The organism is Variimorphobacter sp. HTMS_6 (assembly GCF_059717775.1).
In genome coordinates, this window is the sequence record NZ_AP046094.1 from 1,756,441 (window position 1) to 1,777,895 (window position 21,455).

Genomic DNA, 21,455 nt, shown 5'->3' on the forward strand with positions numbered 1-21,455 from the left:
TGAATCAAATGCTCTATTCATTGGATAATTGAATGAATTTATTCAACTGCTCCATTGCTTTACCGCTGTCAATAATATCACCCGCCATCTTTACACATTCTCTCAGTGTAATATTGTTATAGGTCATATAGAGACAAATTGCTGAATTCAATAATACGATATCACGCTTAGGACCCTTTTCCCCACTTAATATTCTTCTTGCAATATCTGCGTTCGTAGCGGGATCTCCTCCGATTAAGTCTTCCGGTTTACAATATTCAAATCCAAACTGATGAGGATCCAGGAAGAAACTATTTATTTTTCCGTTATTGACTTCACACACAGTTGTTTTTGAACACAGGGATACTTCATCTAGTCCGTCGTGACCATGCACGACCATCGCACGCTTTACTCCTAGATTAGCAAGTACATTTGCCATCGGTTCTACAAGATTTTCATCGTATACACCAAGTAATTGAAGATTTGCATTCGCAGGACTTGATAGAGGTCCAAGTATATTAAAGATGGTTCGTACACCGAGTTCTCTTCGAACCGGAGCGGCATATTTCATTGAAGAGTGATAAATCGGAGCGAATAAGAAGCAGATACCGATTTCTTTTAATATCTTTTCGCTTTTTTCAACCGGAATATCAATTTTTACACCAAGTGCTTCTAATACATCCGCACTGCCACATTTACTGGATACGCTTCGATTTCCATGTTTTGCAACAGGAATTCCTGCCGCAGAGATAACTAATGAGGACACCGTTGAGATATTGAATGTGAATGCTTCATCGCCGCCCGTACCTACTATATCAAGAACATCTCCTTCTCTCTTTACCTTTAAACCAATTTCTCTCATACTCATCGCACATGCAGTTATCTCATCAATGGTCTCCCCCTTCATGCGAATCGCAGTGATAAAAGATGCAATTTGTGCATTGGTAGCGTTACCTCTCATAATTTCATCCATAACCTCTCTTGTCATCTCAAGAGATAAATCTTCTTTATTTAATACATTACGAATTGCCTGTTGAATCATATTATCCTCCAATCCACCGCTCAAGGCGATTATCAAAAATTATTTTTTTATATGTCTTCCCCTGTACCAAGTTCTGATTAATTTTTTTCTATTTAATTTTTATATTTAATTTTTCTATTAATTTCTTTCTATTAATATCTTTCTTATTAATAATTTAAATGTATTTTTCAAACTTCACAGATAAAACTTAGGAATTTGTCAACCATAAACACCTTAAATCTTAGTCAACTACATAATCCTTATCTTTAAGAAGTTCTTCATGATGGTATCGCCCATCGGTGTCAGGATTGATTCCGGGTGGAACTGTACACCATACACATCGTATTGTCTATGCTGTACCGCCATGATCTCGCCCTCATCATCCTCAGCGATAACTAATAGTTCATCCGGTAAGCTTTCCTTTTTTGCAATAAGGGAATGATATCTAGCCGCTTGAATAACCGGTGGTAATCCGTGAAAAATCAAACTGCCGTTCGCTACATGAATATTACTTTGCTTGCCATGCATCAGATGCTTTGCCAAAGTTATTTGGGCACCAAACACCTCGCAGATTCCCTGATGACCCAAGCATACCCCAAGGATTGGAACTTCGCCCTTCATCTCTCGAACGACATCCTCACATACGCCAGCATCTTTTGGATATCCAGGTCCCGGTGAAAGAATGATATGTGAGGGCTTTAACCCACGAATCTCTTCTACTGTTAATTCATCGTTACGAATCACCTTTATGTCCGGGTTAATACTTCCCGCCAATTGTACTAGATTATAAGAAAAGCTATCATAATTATCAATTAATAATATCATTATTCATTCACCTCACTTGCCTTCATGATTGCTTCAATTACCGCTTTTGCTTTATTTTCTGACTCTTCATACTCTTTCTCCGGTACACTGTCAGCGACAATACCTCCCCCCGCTTGCACATATACCTTATCATCCTTTTTAACCGCCATTCGAATAGCGATACAGGTGTCCATATTGCCGGTGAAGTCGATATATCCGATTGCTCCGCCGTATATTCCTCTTGGACCTTTTTCTTGCTCTTCTATGATCTCACATGCCCTGATTTTTGGTGCCCCGGATAAGGTACCTGCCGGAAGAATTGCTTCAATCGCATCCAGTGCATCCTTATCTTTTCTCTTTAAGCCCTCCACCTCTGAGGTGATATGCATGATTCTGGAATATCTCTGAATTCTCATATAGTCAGTAACCTTAACTCCTGCGAATTCTGATATCTTACCCAGATCATTTCTTCCAAGGTCAACAAGCATATTGTGTTCGGATAATTCTTTTGCATCCGCTAACAGTTCTTTCTCTAACGCATCATCCTCTTCCTTATCCTTGCCTCTTGGTCTGGATCCGGCTATTGGGAAGGTGGTTAATTTATCATCCTTTAACCTTACTAAAGTTTCCGGAGATGTACTGATTAGCTGTACATCATCATTTTGCATAAATACCATATAAGGGGATGGGTTCGTGGTTCTCAGCACTCTATAAGCATTGAGGAGATTATCCTTATATTCCGTTTCAAATCTTCTGGATATAACCGCTTGGAAGATATCGCCATTCACTATATATTCCTTTGTTTTTTCGACCATCTTGCAATATTCCTCTTTTGTCACATTACAGCGAAAGGATGGTTTTGCTGATGTATATTGTTTAGAAAACGGAGTCAATTCGGTGATAAATCGATGTAAATTCTCAATATCCGAAACCGCCTTGCCATAGTTTTCAAGAACCTTATCCGTCTTCATGTTTACTACAATAGTAATCTTTTGCTTTAAGTGATCATAGGCAATCACTTTATCAAACAACATTAAATCAAAATCATTGAACTCACTGCTTTCCAGTTTCAATACCGGTTCCGCATATCCGATCATCGCATAGGAGAAGTACCCCACAAGTCCGCCGGCAAACGGGGGTAGATCTTTTAGCTTTGGTGCTTTATATTCCTTTAATAAATCTTTTAAGACTTCAAAAGGCTTTTCTGTACGAAATACTTTGTTCTCATGATGATTATCTTCAATCGTAACCACCTTATCCTTACAGGTTACATGAACAATCGGATTAAACCCTAGAAAGGAATATCTTCCCCATTTTTCTCCACCTTCTACACTTTCAAGAAGATAATATCGCCTGCTAATCTCCGAGATTTTTCGTAACAGCGTAATTGGTGTAATGATATCCGCATAGATTTCCTTGCATATAGGAATAATGCTATACTCTTTCGATAAAGCTTCGATTTCTGAACTACTCGGTGTTATCATAGTTTTCACCTTATTTTTCACTGATGGGTGAAAAATTCCTTTCTATATAATTAAGAAATTATTAATGCATCAAATCATTATATTTTCGAAAAAAATATATTCTTGAGCATAAAAAAAAGCCTCTATCCCTGTAATTTACAGGGACAAAAGCTTATACTTCTGCGGTACCACCCGGTTTGGTGTATAATAAACACCCACTCATTTTGCATACCATCATATGCACCCCACTGATAACGGACAGGGTTCCCGTAAGCGCCTACTTTCTAATACGATAGATTTTGGGCTTCCCTCACAAGTCCATTCAGTTTAACTTTCATAACCGCATTCACACCAACAGCGGCTCTCTGGATACAAATAGTAAAACTTACTTCTCTTGTTCATCGGTTTCTTTATTTACACGAATTATAACAATGGACATAATAATTTGTCAAGCATCTATTCCCATTAATTGTTTTACTTTTTTATAAATCAATAATAATAGTATCAATTCTTACCTATATATAAGAGTTATCAAATATATAATAAATCACATTAGAGTTTGTTATAAGCGGAATCATTGACATCCAATAGGAAATACGATATATTTACATCAAAAATCAACCATATAAAGGAGACTATTTATGAGTAAGAAAGTAGCTATTCTCATGGGCAGTGACAGTGATCTTCCTGTTTTAAAAGGAACCATCAATACTCTGAAAAATTTTGGTATCGGTGTTGAGGCACATGTTATGAGTGCACACCGTACACCTTCCCAGGCATGTAATTTTGCTTCCTCAGCAAGAACAAGCGGATTTGGTGTTATCATATGTGCGGCAGGTAAAGCGGCTCATCTTGCAGGTGTAGTTGCAGCGCACACCACATTACCCGTTATCGGTATTCCGATCAAGTCTTCAACGATGGACGGATTAGATTCTCTTCTTTCTACTGTACAGATGCCAAAGGGTATTCCGGTTGCAACCGTAGCAATTGATGGTTCTGATAATGCAGCAATTTTAGCAGCACAGATTCTTGGTGTATATGATGAAGAGCTTGAACAAAAGTTAACGAAAATGAAAAAAGATATGGAAGATGAAGTGGTTGCGAAGGACACGAAGCTTCAAGGCGAAATCTAATGCTATTTAGCATATCATAATCTCCTTCAATTCCCATGTGTGATGGCAGTATTTTCTATCCATTCGTGTTAATATTAAGAACAGATAGGATTCATATACGCATCTTCTATCTGTTCTTTTTTGTCTATTTTTATTGACATGGGTTGCTAAATAAGTTATATTTAAAAAAATTGAGGTGGTTACAATGACTAAAGGCCAATTTGAAGCAAAGCTGAGTGAAGCAGTCAGCAAGTTCGAGTTTGAATACATGGGTCGAGGGCCAAAACTAATACGTACCCATATTATAAATGATATGATACTTATCCGATTAACAGGCATATTAAGTCCTTCGGAACAAAAACTTACCGATAATCTTCAAGGTATTGAGTTATTAAAAAAGGTACGCTCTGCTTTGTTTGAGGGTGGACGCGGATATCTGGAATCATTAATTACCGATATTATTGATGTTAATATTATTAGTACCCATTTTGATATTAGTACAAAAACCGGCGAGAAAATAATTGTCATAACCACAGACCGAAATATTGACGAATTCATTATAACAAAATAGAACGGACGACGAATAAATTAACTTATTAAAAGGTTAAGTTAGAAGTAAGCCGATATCTTAGTTATAGTCTAGGATAGCGGCTTTTTATATAGTAATTCCTTATAATTATTATTTCATTAATAATATCATAAATTTTCAAAGGAGACGTGGATGATGTTAAACTCAAAGGATTATTTGCAGAAACTAAATTTAGACAGCGAAGTAAAAAGCATACTGACAAATAGCAAACGATTGATTTTCCCAAAAACGCGAGCTGAATTAATTGATTTAAGCTTTGGTAATGAAACCTCCGATTATTTTGAAGTTGGATACCCCGTAAAAGAGAAAGGTATTATAATCGAGGCTAATATAACACGTTGTAAAAATGGCGTAGCTATTAATTATACGGAAGATTATATGCGTCGTCGTGACCCTGACAGTCTTGTAATCGGTGATGATAAGGATACCGACAAGCCAAAATACAAAGATCTTTATAATACTGAATTCGAACCATTACGTAAAGAAACTTTTTCTTGGTTATCCGATCAGGATTTAATTATTCTTCCATTTAAAGCAGGTGGTTATGAGTACGGATATGATGCTCTACTTATCGCTCCAGCAAATGCAGCTTTCTTTGCATGCGGTCTTGCAGATTTACAGGGCTTTTTATGCATCGACGAGATCGATGATAATTTTACACCTAAGGCAATTGTTTATCTTGCACCTCCTTTCCGCCACACTCACTTTGATGGAAAGCAGATTGTTGTTCATAACAGACTTGATGAAGTACATGAAATCTTCTCTTACAACCTATACCCAGGCCCTAGTGCAAAAAAAGGTATCTATGGTGTTCTCTTAAATATCGGTGAACGTGAAGGTTGGGTGACTGCCCACGCTTCTACTGTTAAGGTTATTACGCCGTATGATAATGAAATTGTAATCATGCATGAAGGAGCATCCGGCGGTGGTAAAAGTGAAATGATCGAGCCGGCACATAGAGCTGCTGACGGAAGATTAATACTTGGTGAAAATTTAGCAACCGGTGAAAAATATTACTTAGATTTATCCGAATCCTGTGAGCTTCGTCCGGTAACGGATGATATGGCATTATGCCATCCATCTATGCAAAATAACAGCAAAAAATTAGTGGTTTATGATGCAGAAAATTCCTGGTTCTTACGTTTAGATCATGTTACAGAATACGGTACTTCTCCACAGTATGAAAAATTATTCACCCAACCATCTGAGCCATTGGTGTTCTTTAATATTCAAGCAGTACCTAAGTCAACCTGTCTTGTTTGGGAACATACGATGGATTCTAACGGAAAACCTTGCCCGAACCCAAGAGCGATTCTTCCAAGACGTCTCGTTCCTGATATCGTGTCTGAACCGGTTGAGGTTGATGTTCGAAGCTTCGGTGTAAGAACTCCACCTTGTACAAAAGAAACCCCTTCTTACGGTATTCTTGGTATGTTCCACATCCTCCCTCCTGCTCTCGCATGGTTATGGAGATTGGTAGCTCCTCGTGGCTATAACAACCCTAGTATCGTTGGCGGTCAGGGTATGGTTAGTGAAGGTGTTGGTTCCTACTGGCCTTTCGCTACCGGTAAATTAGTAAAGCAAGCAAATTTATTACTTGATCAGATATTACAATCAAGCAGCACTCGATATGTGTTAATTCCGAACCAGCATATCGGTGTATATAAAGTAAGCTTTAATCCACAATGGGTTGCTAGAGAATATATCGCAAGACGTGGTGGCGCAAAATTCAAACAGGAACATTTGAAAGAAGCTCGTTGTACTCTTCTTGGCTATGGCCTTGATTCCTTAAAAGTAGACGGTCAGTATATCCGCAAAGCATTTTTACAGCCGGAGAGACAGCAAGAAGTAGGAAAAGAAGGTTACGATGCAGGTGCTGCTATCCTGATTGATTTCTTCAAGCAGGAGGCTGCTAAGTTCAATACCGAAGAATTAAATCCTCTTGGTAAGCAAATTATTGAATGTTTATTACGTGATGCTCCATTACAGGATTATATTGACTTAATTCCGATGAGATTTTAATTATTAACGTGCGGCCGACGGGCGCACTAATATAAGGGCTGTTGCAAATATATTTGCAACAGCCCTTTCTTCTATCAGAAACATGTTATTATAACATGTAACTCCTCTTCTATTCTTTAATCTTACTATTCTTCTTATAACCGGTTTTTTCCGTTATATCCTCCGTATCCTCCCTTTACATTAATTACATCAAATCCTGCTCGAGACAATGCGCTAACGGCACTCGAACTCCTTCCTCCTGATTGACACATGATATAGTATTTTTTCTCTTTGTTCAGATATTTCGTAGGAGCTGTAAGTAACTGTCCCATTGGTATATTCTTTGCATGTTTAATACTCCCATGCTTATACTCAAATGGTTCTCTAATGTCAATCAAATTGATATCCGGTAAGATCGGATCAATTTCGTTAATATGAACTGAATTTGTGTTTTCTTTTTGGAATAATGTAAACATAAAATTCTCCTTTCAAACGTTCAATATTTATATTCTATAATGAATTTATACCCCAAAATAGATAATAAGTATGTGACAATATTACAAAGGTAAAAATATTGATAAATATTGCGTGCCTTAGCAAAATGCATAATGTTTATAATATTAATTATGCAAATGCACACACATTTTTATACTACCAATTCTGGTAATCCATGTTATAATAAGTCAATATCAAAATGAAAAGAGGTAAAATGCATGAGAAGAAAAGACCGAGAAATAACAGATTTGGATGAAATCCTTAAAATCATGAAAAAATGTGACGTATGCAATATTGCATTCTTTGACAAAGAATATCCCTATATTGTACCGATGAACTTTGGCTTTTCTACCAGAGATGGAGAGACCTCTCTTTATTTTCACTGTGCTCTTAAGGGCAAGAAATTGGACTTGCTGCGTTCTTATCCAAAGGTTGGTTTTGAAATGGATTGTTCCCATAATTTAATTATTGAAGAACTTGATTGTGAATGTACGATGGAATTTGAGAGCATCTGCGGAAACGGAACAATTGAAATTCTCCCGGACGATCAAAAAATTGCAGCTTTAGGAGAATTAATGAAGCAATATAAGAAACAACCAGGCATGAACTTTAATGAAAAATATGTAAAAGCGATAGAAGTGTTGAAACTTACCGTAAATGAGATGACAGGGAAACGTTTGGACCGTAATCATGGATAAGATCTAAAAACACTATAGATAATATGCCTTGGCACCTTTACTATATAACAACCAAGAGACTACGGATTAAGTATATAACCCGTAGTCTCTCAATATATCTATTCTACTATTTCAAGCCCGCCATTGGTACCGATTCCTTCATAAAGAATATTACCTTGACGATCAGAAAATCGCAATTTCACTACTGCATTTGTGCTCTCTGAGATTGTACGGCACATCTGCCCCTTTACAGGTGCGATTATTTTCCCTCCTTCGGTGTATTGAATACTTAAATCCAGTCGAAATCGGCAATCACGCGTAGTAATCCTTAATCTGTTTTTACTGTAGTATAGCATTTTAATCCAGGATCCATTATAAGTGGTAAACATGAATATACGATCCTGATATCGTAGCATTATGATAAATCCAAGAAAGCTTCCCTTCAAAAATGGAACATCCGCAATATTTACCGATAATGATACATCATCTGGCTGAAAGTGATTGGATTGAAACCAAATCCAGGATTTTGGCATGGATTTACCCCAATCCTTTTCAATATACCCGATTCCATCCGTAAAATCGGTGTTTTTCCCGGATATATTAAGATGTCCAATAATTTCATTTTGAATGCTTATAATATCATGATGGCATTCCATACAAGGTAGATATAAGAAAGGTCCCATTACACCGGGACGAAATATCGTTCTTGGGAACTCCATAATGTTACTGAAATACAAATCCCCTTGGATGCTTAACTCTTTTCCATCAATGTTTAATCTAACCCTGCTCTTGGAGAAATAATTTTCGCCTATCATGATTTCGAACTTATCTTCATTAAACTGAAATTCATCGAGCTCGTAATGAAAGTAACTCACGTTGTTATCTGAATCTAATACCTGTATAAAAGCATGTGTATCCCACTCTCCTATTGAAATTCCAGGTATAATCGCATAAGTGTTCTCCATCTTACTATCGGTAATTTTAAAATACCATCCTTCAAAATAATGCTTTTTTTTATATTTTCCTTGAAATATATCCGGATTCAGTAATCTTCTTATACAATACATAAATTTGGGTTCCTTTAATGTAAATAATATAATAACGCTATTAATTAATGCTATTGTTTTTCTGCTTTTGCCAAAGCATCTTCTACGTTTGGAGATTCACCGTTGAAATCTCCACGAATAATCTTTAATGCTGTTTTTTCCGCATATATCTCATCAGCAGTACGAACGCCCCATTTGCGTACAAGAGGTAATATAGGGCACCATCCCTGAAGAGCATGTTGTATCATAAATCCAGCTACTGCACCGGTAACTAAAAACCATGCACGACTCATTCTGACTCCCATATAGGAGCTCAATAACAGTAATAGGGACGCATTCACTTCCAATACACGTTCTGTATCCCATTCCTGATTTAATTGGCTGATTCTCTGTGTTATCTCCGGTTCTTTACAGTTTTTAAATATATTAAGACTGCTCAGAGTTTGATTTCTGATATCCTCGTTAATCTTTGGATCAGTTTTCATCACTACCTTCTGACCGGTCGGAGGTAGAATACATTTTCGTTTCATATCATCACCACCTTTTGTTTTAATCTAGTATGTGTGATATAAACTAAAATATACAAACAGATGTCAGCTATTAAGTAATCTAAGCATCAACGACTACATACAGTTACTTCAGTATGAATGTTTTTCAATTCATAATGCCAACATATTAATAGGAAGATTGATGATTATTACTTAAACAGAATCTTGAAGTTTAAATAAATGCAAAAAATGGCTGTTTCAATTGAAACAGCCATTTGAATATTTAAGATGCTATTTTTGATTCATACGAATCATAATTTTGTAAATACTTAACGTTATCTCTTTCATATGCTCCGACACCTGCTAATATTAGTAGAAAGAATGGCATAGTCTGAACCCAAAGAAGGGTAACATCTGTAATTCCATGTGCTAAAGAAGCTGCAGAGATTGCCAAGATCAATGATGTGATCATCGTATTCTTCTCTTTAAAGCATATTCTGAAAATCTGCTTATATATTTTTGAAAAATACATTACGACCAGTACAGTACCGATTACTCCAAAATTCAATATTGTATCGATATAGATGCTATGGGAATGCGGAATAACCTGATTCAAATAGGAGCTGTGAAACAAATACATATAGGAGTAATATCCATGTCCAAACCAAGGGGTCTGGGCAATAGCTCCTAACGCTTCACCCCATATTTGCTGACGTAATCTTACGGTAACTTCAACATCATTCAATCTCGGAATAATATTTACCCCAAGGAATAATATCAAAAAGCTTCCTAATGCCGCTGCAAAAAGCCATATTGAAAGTAATCTGTGTCTTTTAAGAACAATCAGAAGCACCGCTACTCCAACGAACACTTCCACCCACACAAACATACTCTTACATAAATACATACTGATTAAATTCACGAATGCTACCATATAGTAAAACCATGGATTCTTCTGCTTTGTCAATACTTTGTAGGCACACACTATAATAACCATGCCGACTACTGTACCGAAGTAATTCGGATAAAAGAAGACAGCAGATACTCGACTACTTCCGTTTTCTAAGTCATTCACTAATTTCTCGACAAGAGCATAACCTGCGCTTGTTAAGCTGAAGGTACAGATTAATGTCATTAATCTTTCAAATAACTCTTCCGTCATGATGTTGCGTATATATAATCCTAATACGGCAGCAAAAATCATAACTACGCCGGTCGCAAACCCCGCTAAGTTACGGTAGATTGCCGGTATAATTAATGAATACGCCATGAATATCTTTAGTATCGTGGCACCTTTATTTATAAAAATCATCTGTCGTGTCTGTTTATTTACCATTAAATAGATTGCTAAAAATACAAGTACGATGGTTGACAGTATGTAGGGCATAAAAATTGCAGCAGCTGTATATATTGCAATATTGGCTCCTACAAGAGATACTTCAACTCGCCGTTTGAGTGCTAAATTTTCTATAACAATCATCCTCTTTTCATTTATGATATTATTATGATTATTGAGTTGATAATCATGGCAAAAAGAATGCTAAATTCAGTAAATTGCTCTTTTCGCGGTTGAAATAAGAATGTGTTCCCAACTAAATATGTATTTTAGCACAAACCAACAAAGGAATCAATATTTTTTCTTAAATTAATATTCCAATCTATACATAATAAACAATTGATTGTCATTATTGTTATTTTTGATGTCATTTTCGGGCGAAACGACGATTTCTTTTATGCAAACATTCCAAACATATATTGTTAATTTACCATTTGCAGGAAGTATCTATGAACACTCAAATCATGTGTCAATTCCGGGTGAAATGATGTTACGAGAATATTATCCTGTCTAGCTGCTACGATATTTCCTTCCACCTCAGCAAGAACTTCTACCCCCTTCGATTTGTCTACCTCTTCTATATACGGAGCACGGATGAAGGTCATTGGAACAACTCCGATACCTTTGAACTCTTTCTCAGCACGAAAGCTTCCCAGTTGTCTTCCATAAGCATTTCTTTTTACTTTAATATCCATTGCAGATAAATATTGATGATTGTCATTTGAGATACTCTTTGCTAACAGAATCATCCCTGCGCAGGTTCCGAATACCGGCGTCCCCTCCTGTATCCGTTTTTGCAATACTTCGAATATATCCAGTTCGTGTAACAGCTTGCCGATCACCGTACTTTCCCCGCCTGGAATTATAATACCATCCAGCTCTTCATCCATTATATCCGCTTTTTGCCTTATCTCAACTCCAACTGCTCCAAGTTGTTCGATTGAATGCTTGTGCTCCTCAAATGCTCCTTGAAGAGCAAGAATTCCAATCCGCTTCATATATATCACCTACCTTTTAGATTCCTCTTTGTGCCATCAATAGCTCAATCTCATCCTCATTAATACCAACCATAGCATCTCCCAAATCTTCAGAAAGCTCTGCCAGAATCTTAGGATCATTATAATTCGTTACTGCTTTTACAATAGCCTGCGCACGCTTAGCAGGATTACCTGATTTAAAAATACCGGAACCGACAAATACACCCTCAGCACCTAACTGCATTAAAAGTGCTGCATCAGCCGGAGTTGCTACACCACCTGCCGCAAAGTTTACAACCGGAAGCTTACCATGTACATGAACATATTGAACCAATTCATAAGGAACCTCTAATTCCTTCGCTGCATGGAATAATTCATCTTCTCTTTTATTCTGCAACTCTCTGATCTGTTTGTTGATCAGTCTCATATGGCGCACTGCTTGAACAACATCACCGGTTCCAGGTTCTCCTTTTGTACGAATCATAGAAGCACCTTCCTGAATCCTTCTTAACGCTTCCCCCAAATCCTTAGCACCGCATACAAATGGTACACTGAACTTGGATTTATCAATATGATAGGTGTCATCCGCAGGGGAAAGTACTTCACTCTCATCGATATAGTCAATTTCGATTGCTTCCAGTATCTGTGCCTCTGTAAAATGTCCGATACGTACCTTCGCCATAACCGGAATCGATACCGCTTCCTGAATACCCTTAATCATCTTAGGATCACTCATTCTGGATACCCCGCCTGCCGCGCGAATATCAGCCGGTATTCTCTCTAATGCCATAACCGCACATGCACCCGCTGCTTCTGCAATTTTTGCTTGCTCCGGTGTTGTAACATCCATGATAACTCCACCCTTTAACATTTGTGCCAGGTTTTTATTTAACTCATATCTTTCATTCATAATAATACCTCTCCTTTTATAAAAATAATTTGTAAAATTCTTGTAGTTTTATAAAACTTGATTTATTATAATATTTATCTGGTGTGATTATAAGCATCAGAAATCAACAACTTGATGGTATCAGATTTTAGTACGAAATGGATATTAATCAATTTTGATTTGGGAATATTATCAGATTTCAGAGAGATCATCAGATTCTTGCTGGATTACCAGATTCTTGCAGCATTATTAGATTTTTTGTGGAAAGGAATTGATAAATTATGGAGTTATTAACATTACAATTAGACTCTGATAGTAAAAAGCCTTATTATCAGCAATTATATTCTTATATTAAAACCGAGATTCAAAACGGAAGAATTCCATTCGATACAAAGCTTCCCTCCAAACGTAAACTATCCTCATATCTTGGTATTAGTCAGAATACAATTCAGGCAGCGTATGATCAGTTAATTGAAGAAGGATATATTGTTGCAGTTGAAAAGCGTGGCTTCTTTGTCTGCAAAATTGATTTTCTTCAGCGTTTAAAGGTAAATACCCATAGCTTAGCAGAGGGTAAAACAGAGTCCCAGGAAGCACTGTTTGATTTTACTTATCATGGCGTTGACATGCCATCCTTTCCATTTGATCAGTGGAGAAAACTCATGAAGGATGTGATTAATGAATATGATGAAGAGCTACTTCGACCGGGAGATTCTTTGGGTCTTTATCGTCTGCGTAGTGCTTTATCAGATTACCTTCATCAATCAAGAGGTGTCAACTGTACCCCTCACCAGATCATAATCAGTTCCGGTACGGAGATGTTATTCCAAACTTTGATTCAGATCTTTCACAAGGACAGCACCTACGGAATTGAAAATCCCGGTTACGAAAAGCTGAATCAGCTATTTACAGGTAATCGTGCAAGATTCGTCCCGATCGGGATAGATCAAAATGGAATGGTTGTGGAGGAGATATTAAACAGCAAAGCGAATATCCTATGTATTGCCCCTGCTCATCAATTTCCTTCCGGTGGAATTATGCCAATCAATCGTAGGGTTCAGCTATTAAACTGGGCGAATAATGGAGATGATCGTTATCTGATTGAGGATGATTACGATAGTGAATTCAAATATAGTGGCAAGCCAATTCCGGCTCTTCAAGGACTGGATACAAACGAAAAGGTAATCTATATGGGATCTCTGTCAAAGTCCATCTCCCCCACCCTTCGTGTCAGTTATATGGTACTGCCCACCCATTTGATGAAACAATTCAAGGAGCGGCTGTCTTATATTCTCTGTCCTGTTCCGATTATGGAGCAGAAGGCATTGTGTAGATTTATTGAAGAAGGATTTTTCGAACGACATTTAAACAAAATGAGAACAATCTACAAGAAGAAACGTGATTCCTTAGTAAAAGCCATCACAGATTTGAATTGCGGAATAGAAATTCTAGGCGCGGACGCCGGTCTGCACCTATTAATTAAAGTACCAAATAACATGACGGAAGAAGAACTGATTCAGTCAGCTTCCTCCGTCAGTGTAAAAACCTATGGAATCTCAAAGTATTATTCCGACCGATCAGCCATTGGCTCTTACCCAACAATCCTCCTCGGTTTTGCTACGATACCAGAAAACAGCATTGAAGAGGCGGTGGGGTTATTAAGAAGGGCTTGGTTTTGATCGATTTAAATGTAAATTGCCATCATATCACACACCCCAATATTGCTGTGCAAGTCTCTGTCCCTGATCAATTTTAGCCCATTGCTCTTCTTCGCTCAACTCATTGCCGCCGTCACAAGAAGCAAATCCACATTGGTGTGAAAGAAGTAATCTGTCTTTTGGAATAATTTTTGATGCCTCATCAAGCAGATTTACAACACGGGATTCATCATCCAGTGTACTTATTTTTGAAGACATTAGTCCCAATACAATTTCGGTATTGGGTTTATCCTTGAAGACCTCCAGCGCTTCCAACGAACCGGCGCGGTCATCATCCCATTCCAGAAAAAAGCGGTCATATTTTAGCTGCTTAAGAAACAGATTAGCAATCTTCACATAAGAACCGCCTCCCATGTTACGAGAATCATAATTGCCGCGACAGTTGTGCGTCCAAATCTTCAACCCCAGGCTATGTCCAAAATCGATAACTGTATTATTAATGTCTATGAATTCAGCAGCAAGTGTATTTACTTCCGCTTGATTTATACTCTCTCCCGTAAAAGGTGAGTTAGGGTTATCGTCTGCAAATAACTCCCATAGACAGTCATCAAACTGAAGAATCTTACCACCAGCGGCAGCAAATTCTTCAACGAATTCTATGTACGCTCTCTGCAAACCTGATTTCAACTCCTGTACATTTTTATAAACCGAGTCTTTACCCCCAATATTATCCGACCATGACAACTCGCCGAATATATGGGAAGGAGACGGAACGCATAGTTTTGTTTCATGATCACCGGCAATCGTCTTCAATCTATTATAAATTCCAATAAAGTGATGGTTTTTGCCGCTGAGGGGTCCGGTAATACACAAACCGATGTCTTTACGAGTTTCATACTTTGAACATCCGTCCGTGTCACGGAAAAAGTAGCCATGGTCAGCAATATAACGCCTTACGCCTCCCAACCCCCAAACAAAATCCAAATGCCACATCGATTTCGAAAACTCACCGTCCGTAATGACAGTCAATCCGTGTTCTATTTGTTTTGAAACTACTGCCTTGGTTGCATCCTCCTCTGCTCTCTCATAACCCTCGAAATCCGTATAGAAGGGATACGTAATATTGTCTCGATGCTCAATCTGACGTTTGTAAGAAAGCAAGTTTTCCGGACGAAGAAGACTGCCGACTATTTGAAATTTTTCGCTCATTGTATTATTCTCCTCTCATTATTGTAATCATATAGATTTGATACAATGAGTATACTATAGGCGGAGAAGTTATGGGTAACACTTAAAAAATATGAGGAGTTATAGCTGATAACTATAACTCCTCTTCTATATCAACGCCATATTCTGCAATCACCGCTTTTAATTCATCAAGATACAATATGGTCTGTCTCGTCAGCTGCATATCCTTGTGTGAAATCCAGCCAACTTCAATGGAGTCATCCACAAGAAGTGGAACCGCCATAATATTTTCGCCGTTTAGATCCGCGCTTACAATTCCCGTAGATATGGTATACCCATTTAGACCAATCATTAAATTAAAGATGGTGGCACGATCCCCTACATGGATGTCTTTCTTTGTATACTCTGTGCTAAGGATTTCTTCCGAAAAATAAAAGGAGTTGTAATCACCCTGCTCAAACGAAAGCTTGGGATATTCGGACAGATCTTTTAGCGTTACAAATTCCTTTTTAGCAAGTGGGTTTGTGGTACTAATGAAAACGTGAGGATTAGCGGTAAACAGCGGATGAAAAGCCAGATTATTTTCGCGAAGCAATTTTTGTAATACCTGACGATTAAAATTGTTCATGTAAAGGATACCGATTTCACTGCGCAGATTTTTAACATCTTCAACAATTTCAAATGTTCTGGCTTCTCGTAAGGTATACTCGTATTCTTCCGCATCCGTTTTCTTGACCATATTGACAAATGCATTCACCGCAAATGCATAATGCTGCGTTGATATGGAACACAACCGCCGCGAAGGTTTCTTATTTAGCCATCTTTGCTCTAAAAGTCCAGTCTGCTCAACGACCTGACGGGCATACCCCAAAAACTCCGCACCATCGGTAGTCAGAGATATTCCTCTTGGGGTACGATTAAAAAAATCATGACCGATTTCCGCTTCCAAATCTCGTAGGGCATTTGAAAGACTCGGCTGGGATATAAACAAACGCTCTGCGGCTTTATTGATCGATCCGCAGTTCACCGTTTCAATAAAGTATTTTAATTGTTGTAGTGTCATTCATACCTCTTCTTTCTATACAATATTTTTTAGGTCAATCCGTGCTATTCATACTCTTGTTAAAAACTTCATATCGGCAAAATTCATTCAATCTACAACTTGTACGGTTGCTTATTCGGTTGCTTGTACGGTTATTCAAAACAGAATTCATAAGGCGTCACTCTGATTACTACCAACTCGCACCTTATAATTCATAAGGTGCGAGTTGGTAGACATAATAATTTACCCAAGTTCCACATTTCTACTAATAGACAATATATCCTCACTATCATTTATATCACCGGAAAAGTTAAAATCACCTTAAACACATCTCCATCGATCTCTACCACAAACTTTCCACCACAATTATTGGTAAAGCTTTCAGCAATTGATAACCCTAGCCCACTTCCTTCTGTTGACCTTGATTGATCGCCCCGGTAAAAGCGTTGTAATATCTCATCCTCGGTAAAATTCATCTCATAGGATGAAATGTTTTTCACCAAGAATACGGCCTCTCTTTCTGATCTAGCTAAGTCAATATACACTCTGGTATCCTTTAATGAATACTTCAATGTGTTATCAATGATATTTTGAAAAACACGGTATAACTTTTTACCATCTGATTTAATCATAACTGATTCATCCGGAAGGGTTATTTTAAACTGAATCCCATTATCCACAATCTTGTCATCCAAGTCGGCTAAGGTTTGCTCCGTTAATTTCTTTAAATCAATTAATTCTTCCTCAAGTGTGATATTCCCGCTGGTACTTTTCGCCAGTTCAAACAAATCTGTCACAATATTCTTAAGTCGTTCTGATTTATTCTGGAGAATTGAGATATAATCAACTGCCACTTCTGTCAAGCCTTCTTCTTTTGCAAGAAGATCAATATAGCTAATAATCGAGGTAAGCGGAGTTTTTAGATCATGGGACACATTCGTTACCAACGCGATTTTCATTCGTTCTGATTGCAATTGCTTCGATAATGCCTCTTCAAATTCTTCATCAAGATGCTTATAGATAAGATTATTTCCATTAATCAACCACAATAATAACGAGAACTCCATAAGGAGTGGCATAAAAATCCAGTATGATCTTTGAGCTGCTAGAATCACTATTGCAATCATAATTATGACCGTAAGGATTAGTAGAAGCGATTGTCTATAGTTTAATTTATAGAATGGCTCATCGTTAGAATCATCATCCTCATCAAAGAAATGTAGATATACTGTATGTATCGCTCCAGATATATGTATTACACTTTGATAAACAAAAGAATGTTTCATAAAATTCCTTGTTCGAAACTTTCTTAATATCGATACGATATACACAAAGCTACAGCTTCCTAACATAACAAATCCGATAATTACACCTACTGACACTCTGATAATAATCATTCTATTTTCAGGAAACATGTTATATAAAGAATGACCTATAAACTCAAATAGTTTCTCTACTAATATCATAGAGATGAAATATAGAAGAAATAGTATATCTGTATATAATTTATCCAACCGTATGAATAAATTCCCGAATTTACGTTCCGAATTTCCAACAATAATTATCGTATAACCTAGCAGTGAAAATGCAATTGTACTAACATAAAAGAGACTCAAACCTCCAATGTTATATTTAAGCCCAAGTAACAGACTCCCCGCAGTTATTGCAATAAACAATAATGATAATAATACTTTGACAACTTTAATATTACTTGACTTTCTCAATTTTGTATCCAATACCCCACACCACCTTCAAATAATTTGGTTCTTTCGGATTAATCTCGATCTTCTCGCGGATACGGCGAATATGTACCATTACTGTGTTTTCAACGGAATAGGCCGGTTCATTCCAAACACGTTCATAGATTTTTTCTGCTGAAAATACCGTTCCCGGGTTGGACATTAGCAGCTCCAGAATCTTGTACTCGGTAGGGGTTAACCTTACTTCCTCCCCGTCCTTATACAATAATTTCGCATCGAGATCCAGCAATAAGCCTCCGTTACGTAGTTGATTGGAATTCTTCTGATTACCGGCATCGCCCAGATGAAGATATCGTCTTAGCTGGCTTTTCACCCTGGCGATTAGCTCCTGAGGATTATATGGTTTCGTGATATAATCATCCGCTCCCATGGACAGTCCAAGAATCTTATCACTATCCTCTGATTTCGCTGATAATAAGATAATCGGAATGTTTTTCTGATCCCGAATCTTCATCGTGGCTGATAGACCATCTAACTTAGGCATCATGATATCTAAGAGGATAAGGTGAATCGTTTGATCCATCAGAGTCTCGAGTGCCTCTAATCCGTCATACGCCTTTATCACCTCATATCCTTCTCTCGCAAGAAGCGTTCCAATTGCATTCACGATTTCCTTATCATCATCAACCACCAGTATCTTTTCCATATCCTCTTTATCCCTTTCTCCGAAAGACTATCTGTATTGTAAATTACAAAACTTTCAAAGTTATTCATAAAAATCTTTCAAGTTTCTTAAGATTTCATTTCTTATCTAACTATCTATTTTATATAGATTAGTTTATATAAATAGATTTCTTTTTATAATACAATTCTTTTATAAATAGATTTCTTTTATTGGACTTGTGTCAATAACGTAGACACAAAAAGTTTAACTTCCTATGCAGCAGCGTCATGCACTGCATGAGGAGTCATATTGTTAATTGCACCGTGAATCCTTTTTCGATTATACCAGGATTCGATATATTCAAAGATTGCCTTACTGGCATCATTGAAATCATAGTATTTTTTATGATTGACCTCTTCTTTTTTTAGTAAGGAGTGAAAGGATTCAATACATGCATTATCATAAGGATTGCCTTTCCTGCTAAAGGAATGCACCATTTCCTTTTGGGTTATTAACTCGTTAAATTTCTGACTGGTATATTGTGTTCCCAGATCGCTATGGAGAATAATTCCCTTTGTACTTTTTACATTTAGGCAGGCGTTTTCTAAAGATTTAATTACAAGCTCTGTAGTCATTGAAGTTCCATATGCATAGCCTAAAATCTTTTTGCTGTAGAGATCCATTACAGACGCAAGATAAGTCCAACCATCCTTTAACGTATGAATATAAGTTATGTCAGTACACCATTTTTGATTTATATTGGTTGCTTTAAAATCTCTATTTAAAATGTTCTCTCTTTCTACCACATTTGATTTAGAGGAATGTGGGTGGAACTTTTTAACTACGATAGAGCGGAGCCCCATGGAAGACATATAACGTTGAACTCTTTTAAGACTAATATTTTTACCTCTCATTATCAGTATCTTATGAATTTTGGGAGCTCCATAGCGGCATTTGCTTTCTGAATAAATCTTATGGATTTCTGCCTTCAACTTTTCAGCTTTAATCTGTCGGTTTGAGGGCACATGAACTAGAGCCTTATAATAGGTGCTCCTAGGGAACTTCAAGGCTTTGCATATAAGTTTAACGGTATACTTTGATTTGTATTTTTCGATGAAGGTAACGATTTCTTCTATCGTTTTCTGGCGAATATGGCGGTAGCTTTTTTTAAGATTTCATTCTCCATTTCAAGTTCAGCAATACGTCTTTTCATTTTTTCGTATTCCTTTGAAGTGATTTCTTCCTTCTCAGATACTTTAATTGGAGATGATTCTTTAATCCATTTATAAATCGTTACATTTGCCACACCATACTCACTACTAAGATAGCTAACTGAACTACCTGATTGATACAGATCGATTATCTGTTGTTTGAATTCTTCCGAATAACGGACACCGTTCTTGGACATTGAATAACACACACCTTTCTTGGAACTATTGTAATGTGTTAAACTTTTCGTGTCCACTGTTATATACTAACACCATATATAAACTTGCATTTTAACAAATTTAATTATTCTATATTAAATGGAATCACTTTGAATTCCGGTGAGCTATCCCCTTACTCCTGATCATTTAATTCCTTTTTAATCGTTCTCCAATCCGGAAGAAACTGATCCATATATCCTTTAAATACATGATTATGACTTCTTTCCAACAGATGAACCAATTCATGAATCACCACATACACCAAACATCGGTATGGTTTCTTCGCCAATTGAAGATTGAAGCAAATCCTCCCGGTCCGAACATTACAAGTCCCCCATCTGGTTTTCATATCACGTATTGTAAATCCGGATGCCTTCACACCGATTACTTTCTCGCATTTTTCTATCACTTGCGGCAGCTTGTCCTTTAATTCCGTGCGATACCATTCATTTAGTATCGCTTCACGATACTCTGCGCTGTCAGCACTTCCATTTCTGATAAACAAATTGATGCTCTCACCATCATAATTAACATTACTGCGTATGGAATTCACATGTACGTTAAGAGGAACTCTATTCCCCCATATTGGAATCAGATCACCATCATCATAATTATTATGATTTTTTTCACTTCTTGCAACTACTTTACTTTGGTGCTCAGTTATCCAGTCAACCTTTGATAATACAAAACTCTTGATTTCTCCTTCACTCATCCTCATCGGGGCAGAGATATGTATTCTTCCATTCGGTGGAAGAATTCTTAAATATACATTTTTTATTCTCTTTTTTTCTATCTCAACAGTGAATCCACTAATTATAATCTCTTTCATATCCTTATCTCTTTTCAAGTAATTATTATTGTTATTTCTCCACATATAATCCAGTAACACTTTACCTTAT

General features: G+C 37.0%; 20 protein-coding genes and 1 other annotated feature. Of the genes, 5 read left to right on the plus strand and 15 right to left on the minus strand.

What is annotated here, in order from left to right:
* Positions 1 to 13 precede the first annotated feature (13 nt).
* The 3 genes from trpD to trpE all read right to left on the minus strand — a co-directional run bounded on the left by trpD (position 14) and on the right by trpE (position 3,288).
* A complete protein-coding gene (trpD, locus tag AC6IWN_RS07895; protein WP_497991829.1) occupies positions 14 to 1,021 on the minus strand; it encodes an anthranilate phosphoribosyltransferase in 1,008 nt (335 codons plus the stop codon).
* A 228-nt stretch (positions 1,022 to 1,249) separates the two neighbouring features.
* On the minus strand, positions 1,250 to 1,825 hold the full coding sequence (locus AC6IWN_RS07900; RefSeq protein ID WP_497991830.1) for an anthranilate synthase component II: 576 nt from the start codon (positions 1,823 to 1,825) through the stop codon (positions 1,250 to 1,252).
* Entirely contained in the window at positions 1,825 to 3,288 is a 1,464-nt protein-coding gene (trpE, locus tag AC6IWN_RS07905; RefSeq protein WP_497991831.1) for an anthranilate synthase component I, read from the minus strand. Before trpE ends, AC6IWN_RS07900 begins: the two co-directional genes overlap by 1 nt.
* A 136-nt stretch (positions 3,289 to 3,424) precedes the next feature.
* Positions 3,425 to 3,678, minus strand: a binding site (T-box leader).
* Positions 3,679 to 3,908: 230 nt separating this feature from the next.
* On the opposite strand from trpE, the gene purE reads away from it, so the two are divergent.
* From purE to AC6IWN_RS07920, 3 genes are all read left to right on the plus strand, one after another.
* Entirely contained in the window at positions 3,909 to 4,400 is a 492-nt protein-coding gene (purE, locus tag AC6IWN_RS07910) for a 5-(carboxyamino)imidazole ribonucleotide mutase (protein WP_497991832.1), read from the plus strand.
* Between the two features lie 184 nt (positions 4,401 to 4,584).
* A complete protein-coding gene (locus tag AC6IWN_RS07915) occupies positions 4,585 to 4,950 on the plus strand; it encodes a Na-translocating system protein MpsC family protein (protein WP_497991833.1) in 366 nt (121 codons plus the stop codon).
* 150 nt (positions 4,951 to 5,100) lie between these two features.
* Positions 5,101 to 6,990, plus strand: a complete 1,890-nt coding sequence (locus AC6IWN_RS07920; protein WP_497991834.1) for a DUF4914 family protein — start codon at positions 5,101 to 5,103, stop codon at positions 6,988 to 6,990.
* Positions 6,991 to 7,124: 134 nt separating this feature from the next.
* Here AC6IWN_RS07920 and AC6IWN_RS07925 read toward each other — a convergent pair whose 3' ends face one another.
* Positions 7,125 to 7,445 (minus strand): rhodanese-like domain-containing protein, encoded by a 321-nt coding sequence (locus AC6IWN_RS07925; protein ID WP_497991835.1) that lies wholly within the window; start codon positions 7,443 to 7,445, stop codon positions 7,125 to 7,127.
* Positions 7,446 to 7,682: 237 nt separating this feature from the next.
* On the opposite strand from AC6IWN_RS07925, the gene AC6IWN_RS07930 reads away from it, so the two are divergent.
* Entirely contained in the window at positions 7,683 to 8,162 is a 480-nt protein-coding gene (locus tag AC6IWN_RS07930) for a pyridoxamine 5'-phosphate oxidase family protein (protein WP_497991836.1), read from the plus strand.
* Positions 8,163 to 8,260: 98 nt separating this feature from the next.
* Here AC6IWN_RS07930 and AC6IWN_RS07935 read toward each other — a convergent pair whose 3' ends face one another.
* From AC6IWN_RS07935 to pdxS, 5 genes are all read right to left on the minus strand, one after another.
* Complete coding sequence (locus tag AC6IWN_RS07935) at positions 8,261 to 9,208, minus strand: tocopherol cyclase family protein (RefSeq protein WP_497991837.1); 948 nt, start codon at positions 9,206 to 9,208, stop codon at positions 8,261 to 8,263.
* A gap of 50 nt (positions 9,209 to 9,258) precedes the next feature.
* Positions 9,259 to 9,717, minus strand: a complete 459-nt coding sequence (locus AC6IWN_RS07940; RefSeq protein ID WP_497991838.1) for a hypothetical protein — start codon at positions 9,715 to 9,717, stop codon at positions 9,259 to 9,261.
* Positions 9,718 to 9,958: 241 nt separating this feature from the next.
* Positions 9,959 to 11,155 carry an O-antigen ligase family protein gene (locus AC6IWN_RS07945; RefSeq protein WP_497991839.1) on the minus strand — a complete coding sequence of 399 codons (1,197 nt, stop codon included), beginning with the start codon at positions 11,153 to 11,155 and terminating at the stop codon, positions 9,959 to 9,961.
* A 278-nt stretch (positions 11,156 to 11,433) separates the two neighbouring features.
* Positions 11,434 to 12,009 (minus strand): pyridoxal 5'-phosphate synthase glutaminase subunit PdxT, encoded by a 576-nt coding sequence (gene pdxT, locus AC6IWN_RS07950; protein ID WP_497991840.1) that lies wholly within the window; start codon positions 12,007 to 12,009, stop codon positions 11,434 to 11,436.
* A 16-nt stretch (positions 12,010 to 12,025) separates the two neighbouring features.
* Positions 12,026 to 12,898, minus strand: coding sequence for a pyridoxal 5'-phosphate synthase lyase subunit PdxS (gene pdxS, locus AC6IWN_RS07955; protein WP_497991841.1), 873 nt, complete (start codon positions 12,896 to 12,898; stop codon positions 12,026 to 12,028).
* A 260-nt stretch (positions 12,899 to 13,158) separates the two neighbouring features.
* Here pdxS and pdxR point away from each other — a divergent pair, with 260 nt between their 5' ends.
* Entirely contained in the window at positions 13,159 to 14,556 is a 1,398-nt protein-coding gene (pdxR, locus tag AC6IWN_RS07960) for a MocR-like pyridoxine biosynthesis transcription factor PdxR (protein ID WP_497991842.1), read from the plus strand.
* Between the two features lie 27 nt (positions 14,557 to 14,583).
* On the opposite strand, the gene AC6IWN_RS07965 is transcribed toward pdxR, so the two are convergent.
* The 6 genes from AC6IWN_RS07965 to AC6IWN_RS07990 all read right to left on the minus strand — a co-directional run bounded on the left by AC6IWN_RS07965 (position 14,584) and on the right by AC6IWN_RS07990 (position 21,385).
* On the minus strand, positions 14,584 to 15,744 hold the full coding sequence (locus AC6IWN_RS07965; protein ID WP_497991843.1) for a cobalamin-independent methionine synthase II family protein: 1,161 nt from the start codon (positions 15,742 to 15,744) through the stop codon (positions 14,584 to 14,586).
* A gap of 112 nt (positions 15,745 to 15,856) precedes the next feature.
* Positions 15,857 to 16,786: a LysR family transcriptional regulator gene (locus tag AC6IWN_RS07970; RefSeq protein WP_497991844.1), complete on the minus strand. Its 930-nt coding sequence runs from the start codon at positions 16,784 to 16,786 to the stop codon at positions 15,857 to 15,859.
* Between the two features lie 272 nt (positions 16,787 to 17,058).
* Complete coding sequence (locus AC6IWN_RS07975) at positions 17,059 to 18,501, minus strand: sensor histidine kinase (RefSeq protein ID WP_497991845.1); 1,443 nt, start codon at positions 18,499 to 18,501, stop codon at positions 17,059 to 17,061.
* Positions 18,473 to 19,171: a response regulator transcription factor gene (locus AC6IWN_RS07980; RefSeq protein ID WP_497991846.1), complete on the minus strand. Its 699-nt coding sequence runs from the start codon at positions 19,169 to 19,171 to the stop codon at positions 18,473 to 18,475. Before AC6IWN_RS07980 ends, AC6IWN_RS07975 begins: the two co-directional genes overlap by 29 nt.
* A 230-nt stretch (positions 19,172 to 19,401) precedes the next feature.
* Positions 19,402 to 20,537 (minus strand): IS3 family transposase gene (locus tag AC6IWN_RS07985; RefSeq protein ID WP_497987882.1). Its coding sequence is split into 2 segments (ribosomal slippage): positions 19,402 to 20,291 and positions 20,291 to 20,537, totalling 1,137 coding nucleotides; the frame shifts between segments, so codons are not numbered across the junction.
* A 152-nt stretch (positions 20,538 to 20,689) separates the two neighbouring features.
* Positions 20,690 to 21,385, minus strand: coding sequence for a M48 family metallopeptidase (locus AC6IWN_RS07990; RefSeq protein ID WP_497991847.1), 696 nt, complete (start codon positions 21,383 to 21,385; stop codon positions 20,690 to 20,692).
* Positions 21,386 to 21,455 lie beyond the last annotated feature (70 nt).

Bases quoted from the DNA above. Each gene is read 5' to 3' on its own strand.
- trpD (WP_497991829.1), bottom strand. From the start codon at position 1,021: ATGATTCAACAGGCAATTCGTAATGTATTAAATAAAGAAGATTTATCT.
- AC6IWN_RS07900 (WP_497991830.1), bottom strand. From the start codon at position 1,825: ATGATATTATTAATTGATAATTATGATAGCTTTTCTTATAATCTAGTA.
- trpE (WP_497991831.1), bottom strand. From the start codon at position 3,288: ATGATAACACCGAGTAGTTCAGAAATCGAAGCTTTATCGAAAGAGTAT.
- purE (WP_497991832.1), top strand. From the start codon at position 3,909: ATGAGTAAGAAAGTAGCTATTCTCATGGGCAGTGACAGTGATCTTCCT.
- AC6IWN_RS07915 (WP_497991833.1), top strand. From the start codon at position 4,585: ATGACTAAAGGCCAATTTGAAGCAAAGCTGAGTGAAGCAGTCAGCAAG.
- AC6IWN_RS07920 (WP_497991834.1), top strand. From the start codon at position 5,101: ATGATGTTAAACTCAAAGGATTATTTGCAGAAACTAAATTTAGACAGC.
- AC6IWN_RS07925 (WP_497991835.1), bottom strand. From the start codon at position 7,445: ATGTTTACATTATTCCAAAAAGAAAACACAAATTCAGTTCATATTAAC.
- AC6IWN_RS07930 (WP_497991836.1), top strand. From the start codon at position 7,683: ATGAGAAGAAAAGACCGAGAAATAACAGATTTGGATGAAATCCTTAAA.
- AC6IWN_RS07935 (WP_497991837.1), bottom strand. From the start codon at position 9,208: ATGTATTGTATAAGAAGATTACTGAATCCGGATATATTTCAAGGAAAA.
- AC6IWN_RS07940 (WP_497991838.1), bottom strand. From the start codon at position 9,717: ATGAAACGAAAATGTATTCTACCTCCGACCGGTCAGAAGGTAGTGATG.
- AC6IWN_RS07945 (WP_497991839.1), bottom strand. From the start codon at position 11,155: ATGATTGTTATAGAAAATTTAGCACTCAAACGGCGAGTTGAAGTATCT.
- pdxT (WP_497991840.1), bottom strand. From the start codon at position 12,009: ATGAAGCGGATTGGAATTCTTGCTCTTCAAGGAGCATTTGAGGAGCAC.
- pdxS (WP_497991841.1), bottom strand. From the start codon at position 12,898: ATGAATGAAAGATATGAGTTAAATAAAAACCTGGCACAAATGTTAAAG.
- pdxR (WP_497991842.1), top strand. From the start codon at position 13,159: ATGGAGTTATTAACATTACAATTAGACTCTGATAGTAAAAAGCCTTAT.
- AC6IWN_RS07965 (WP_497991843.1), bottom strand. From the start codon at position 15,744: ATGAGCGAAAAATTTCAAATAGTCGGCAGTCTTCTTCGTCCGGAAAAC.
- AC6IWN_RS07970 (WP_497991844.1), bottom strand. From the start codon at position 16,786: ATGACACTACAACAATTAAAATACTTTATTGAAACGGTGAACTGCGGA.
- AC6IWN_RS07980 (WP_497991846.1), bottom strand. From the start codon at position 19,171: ATGGAAAAGATACTGGTGGTTGATGATGATAAGGAAATCGTGAATGCA.
- AC6IWN_RS07990 (WP_497991847.1), bottom strand. From the start codon at position 21,385: ATGAAAGAGATTATAATTAGTGGATTCACTGTTGAGATAGAAAAAAAG.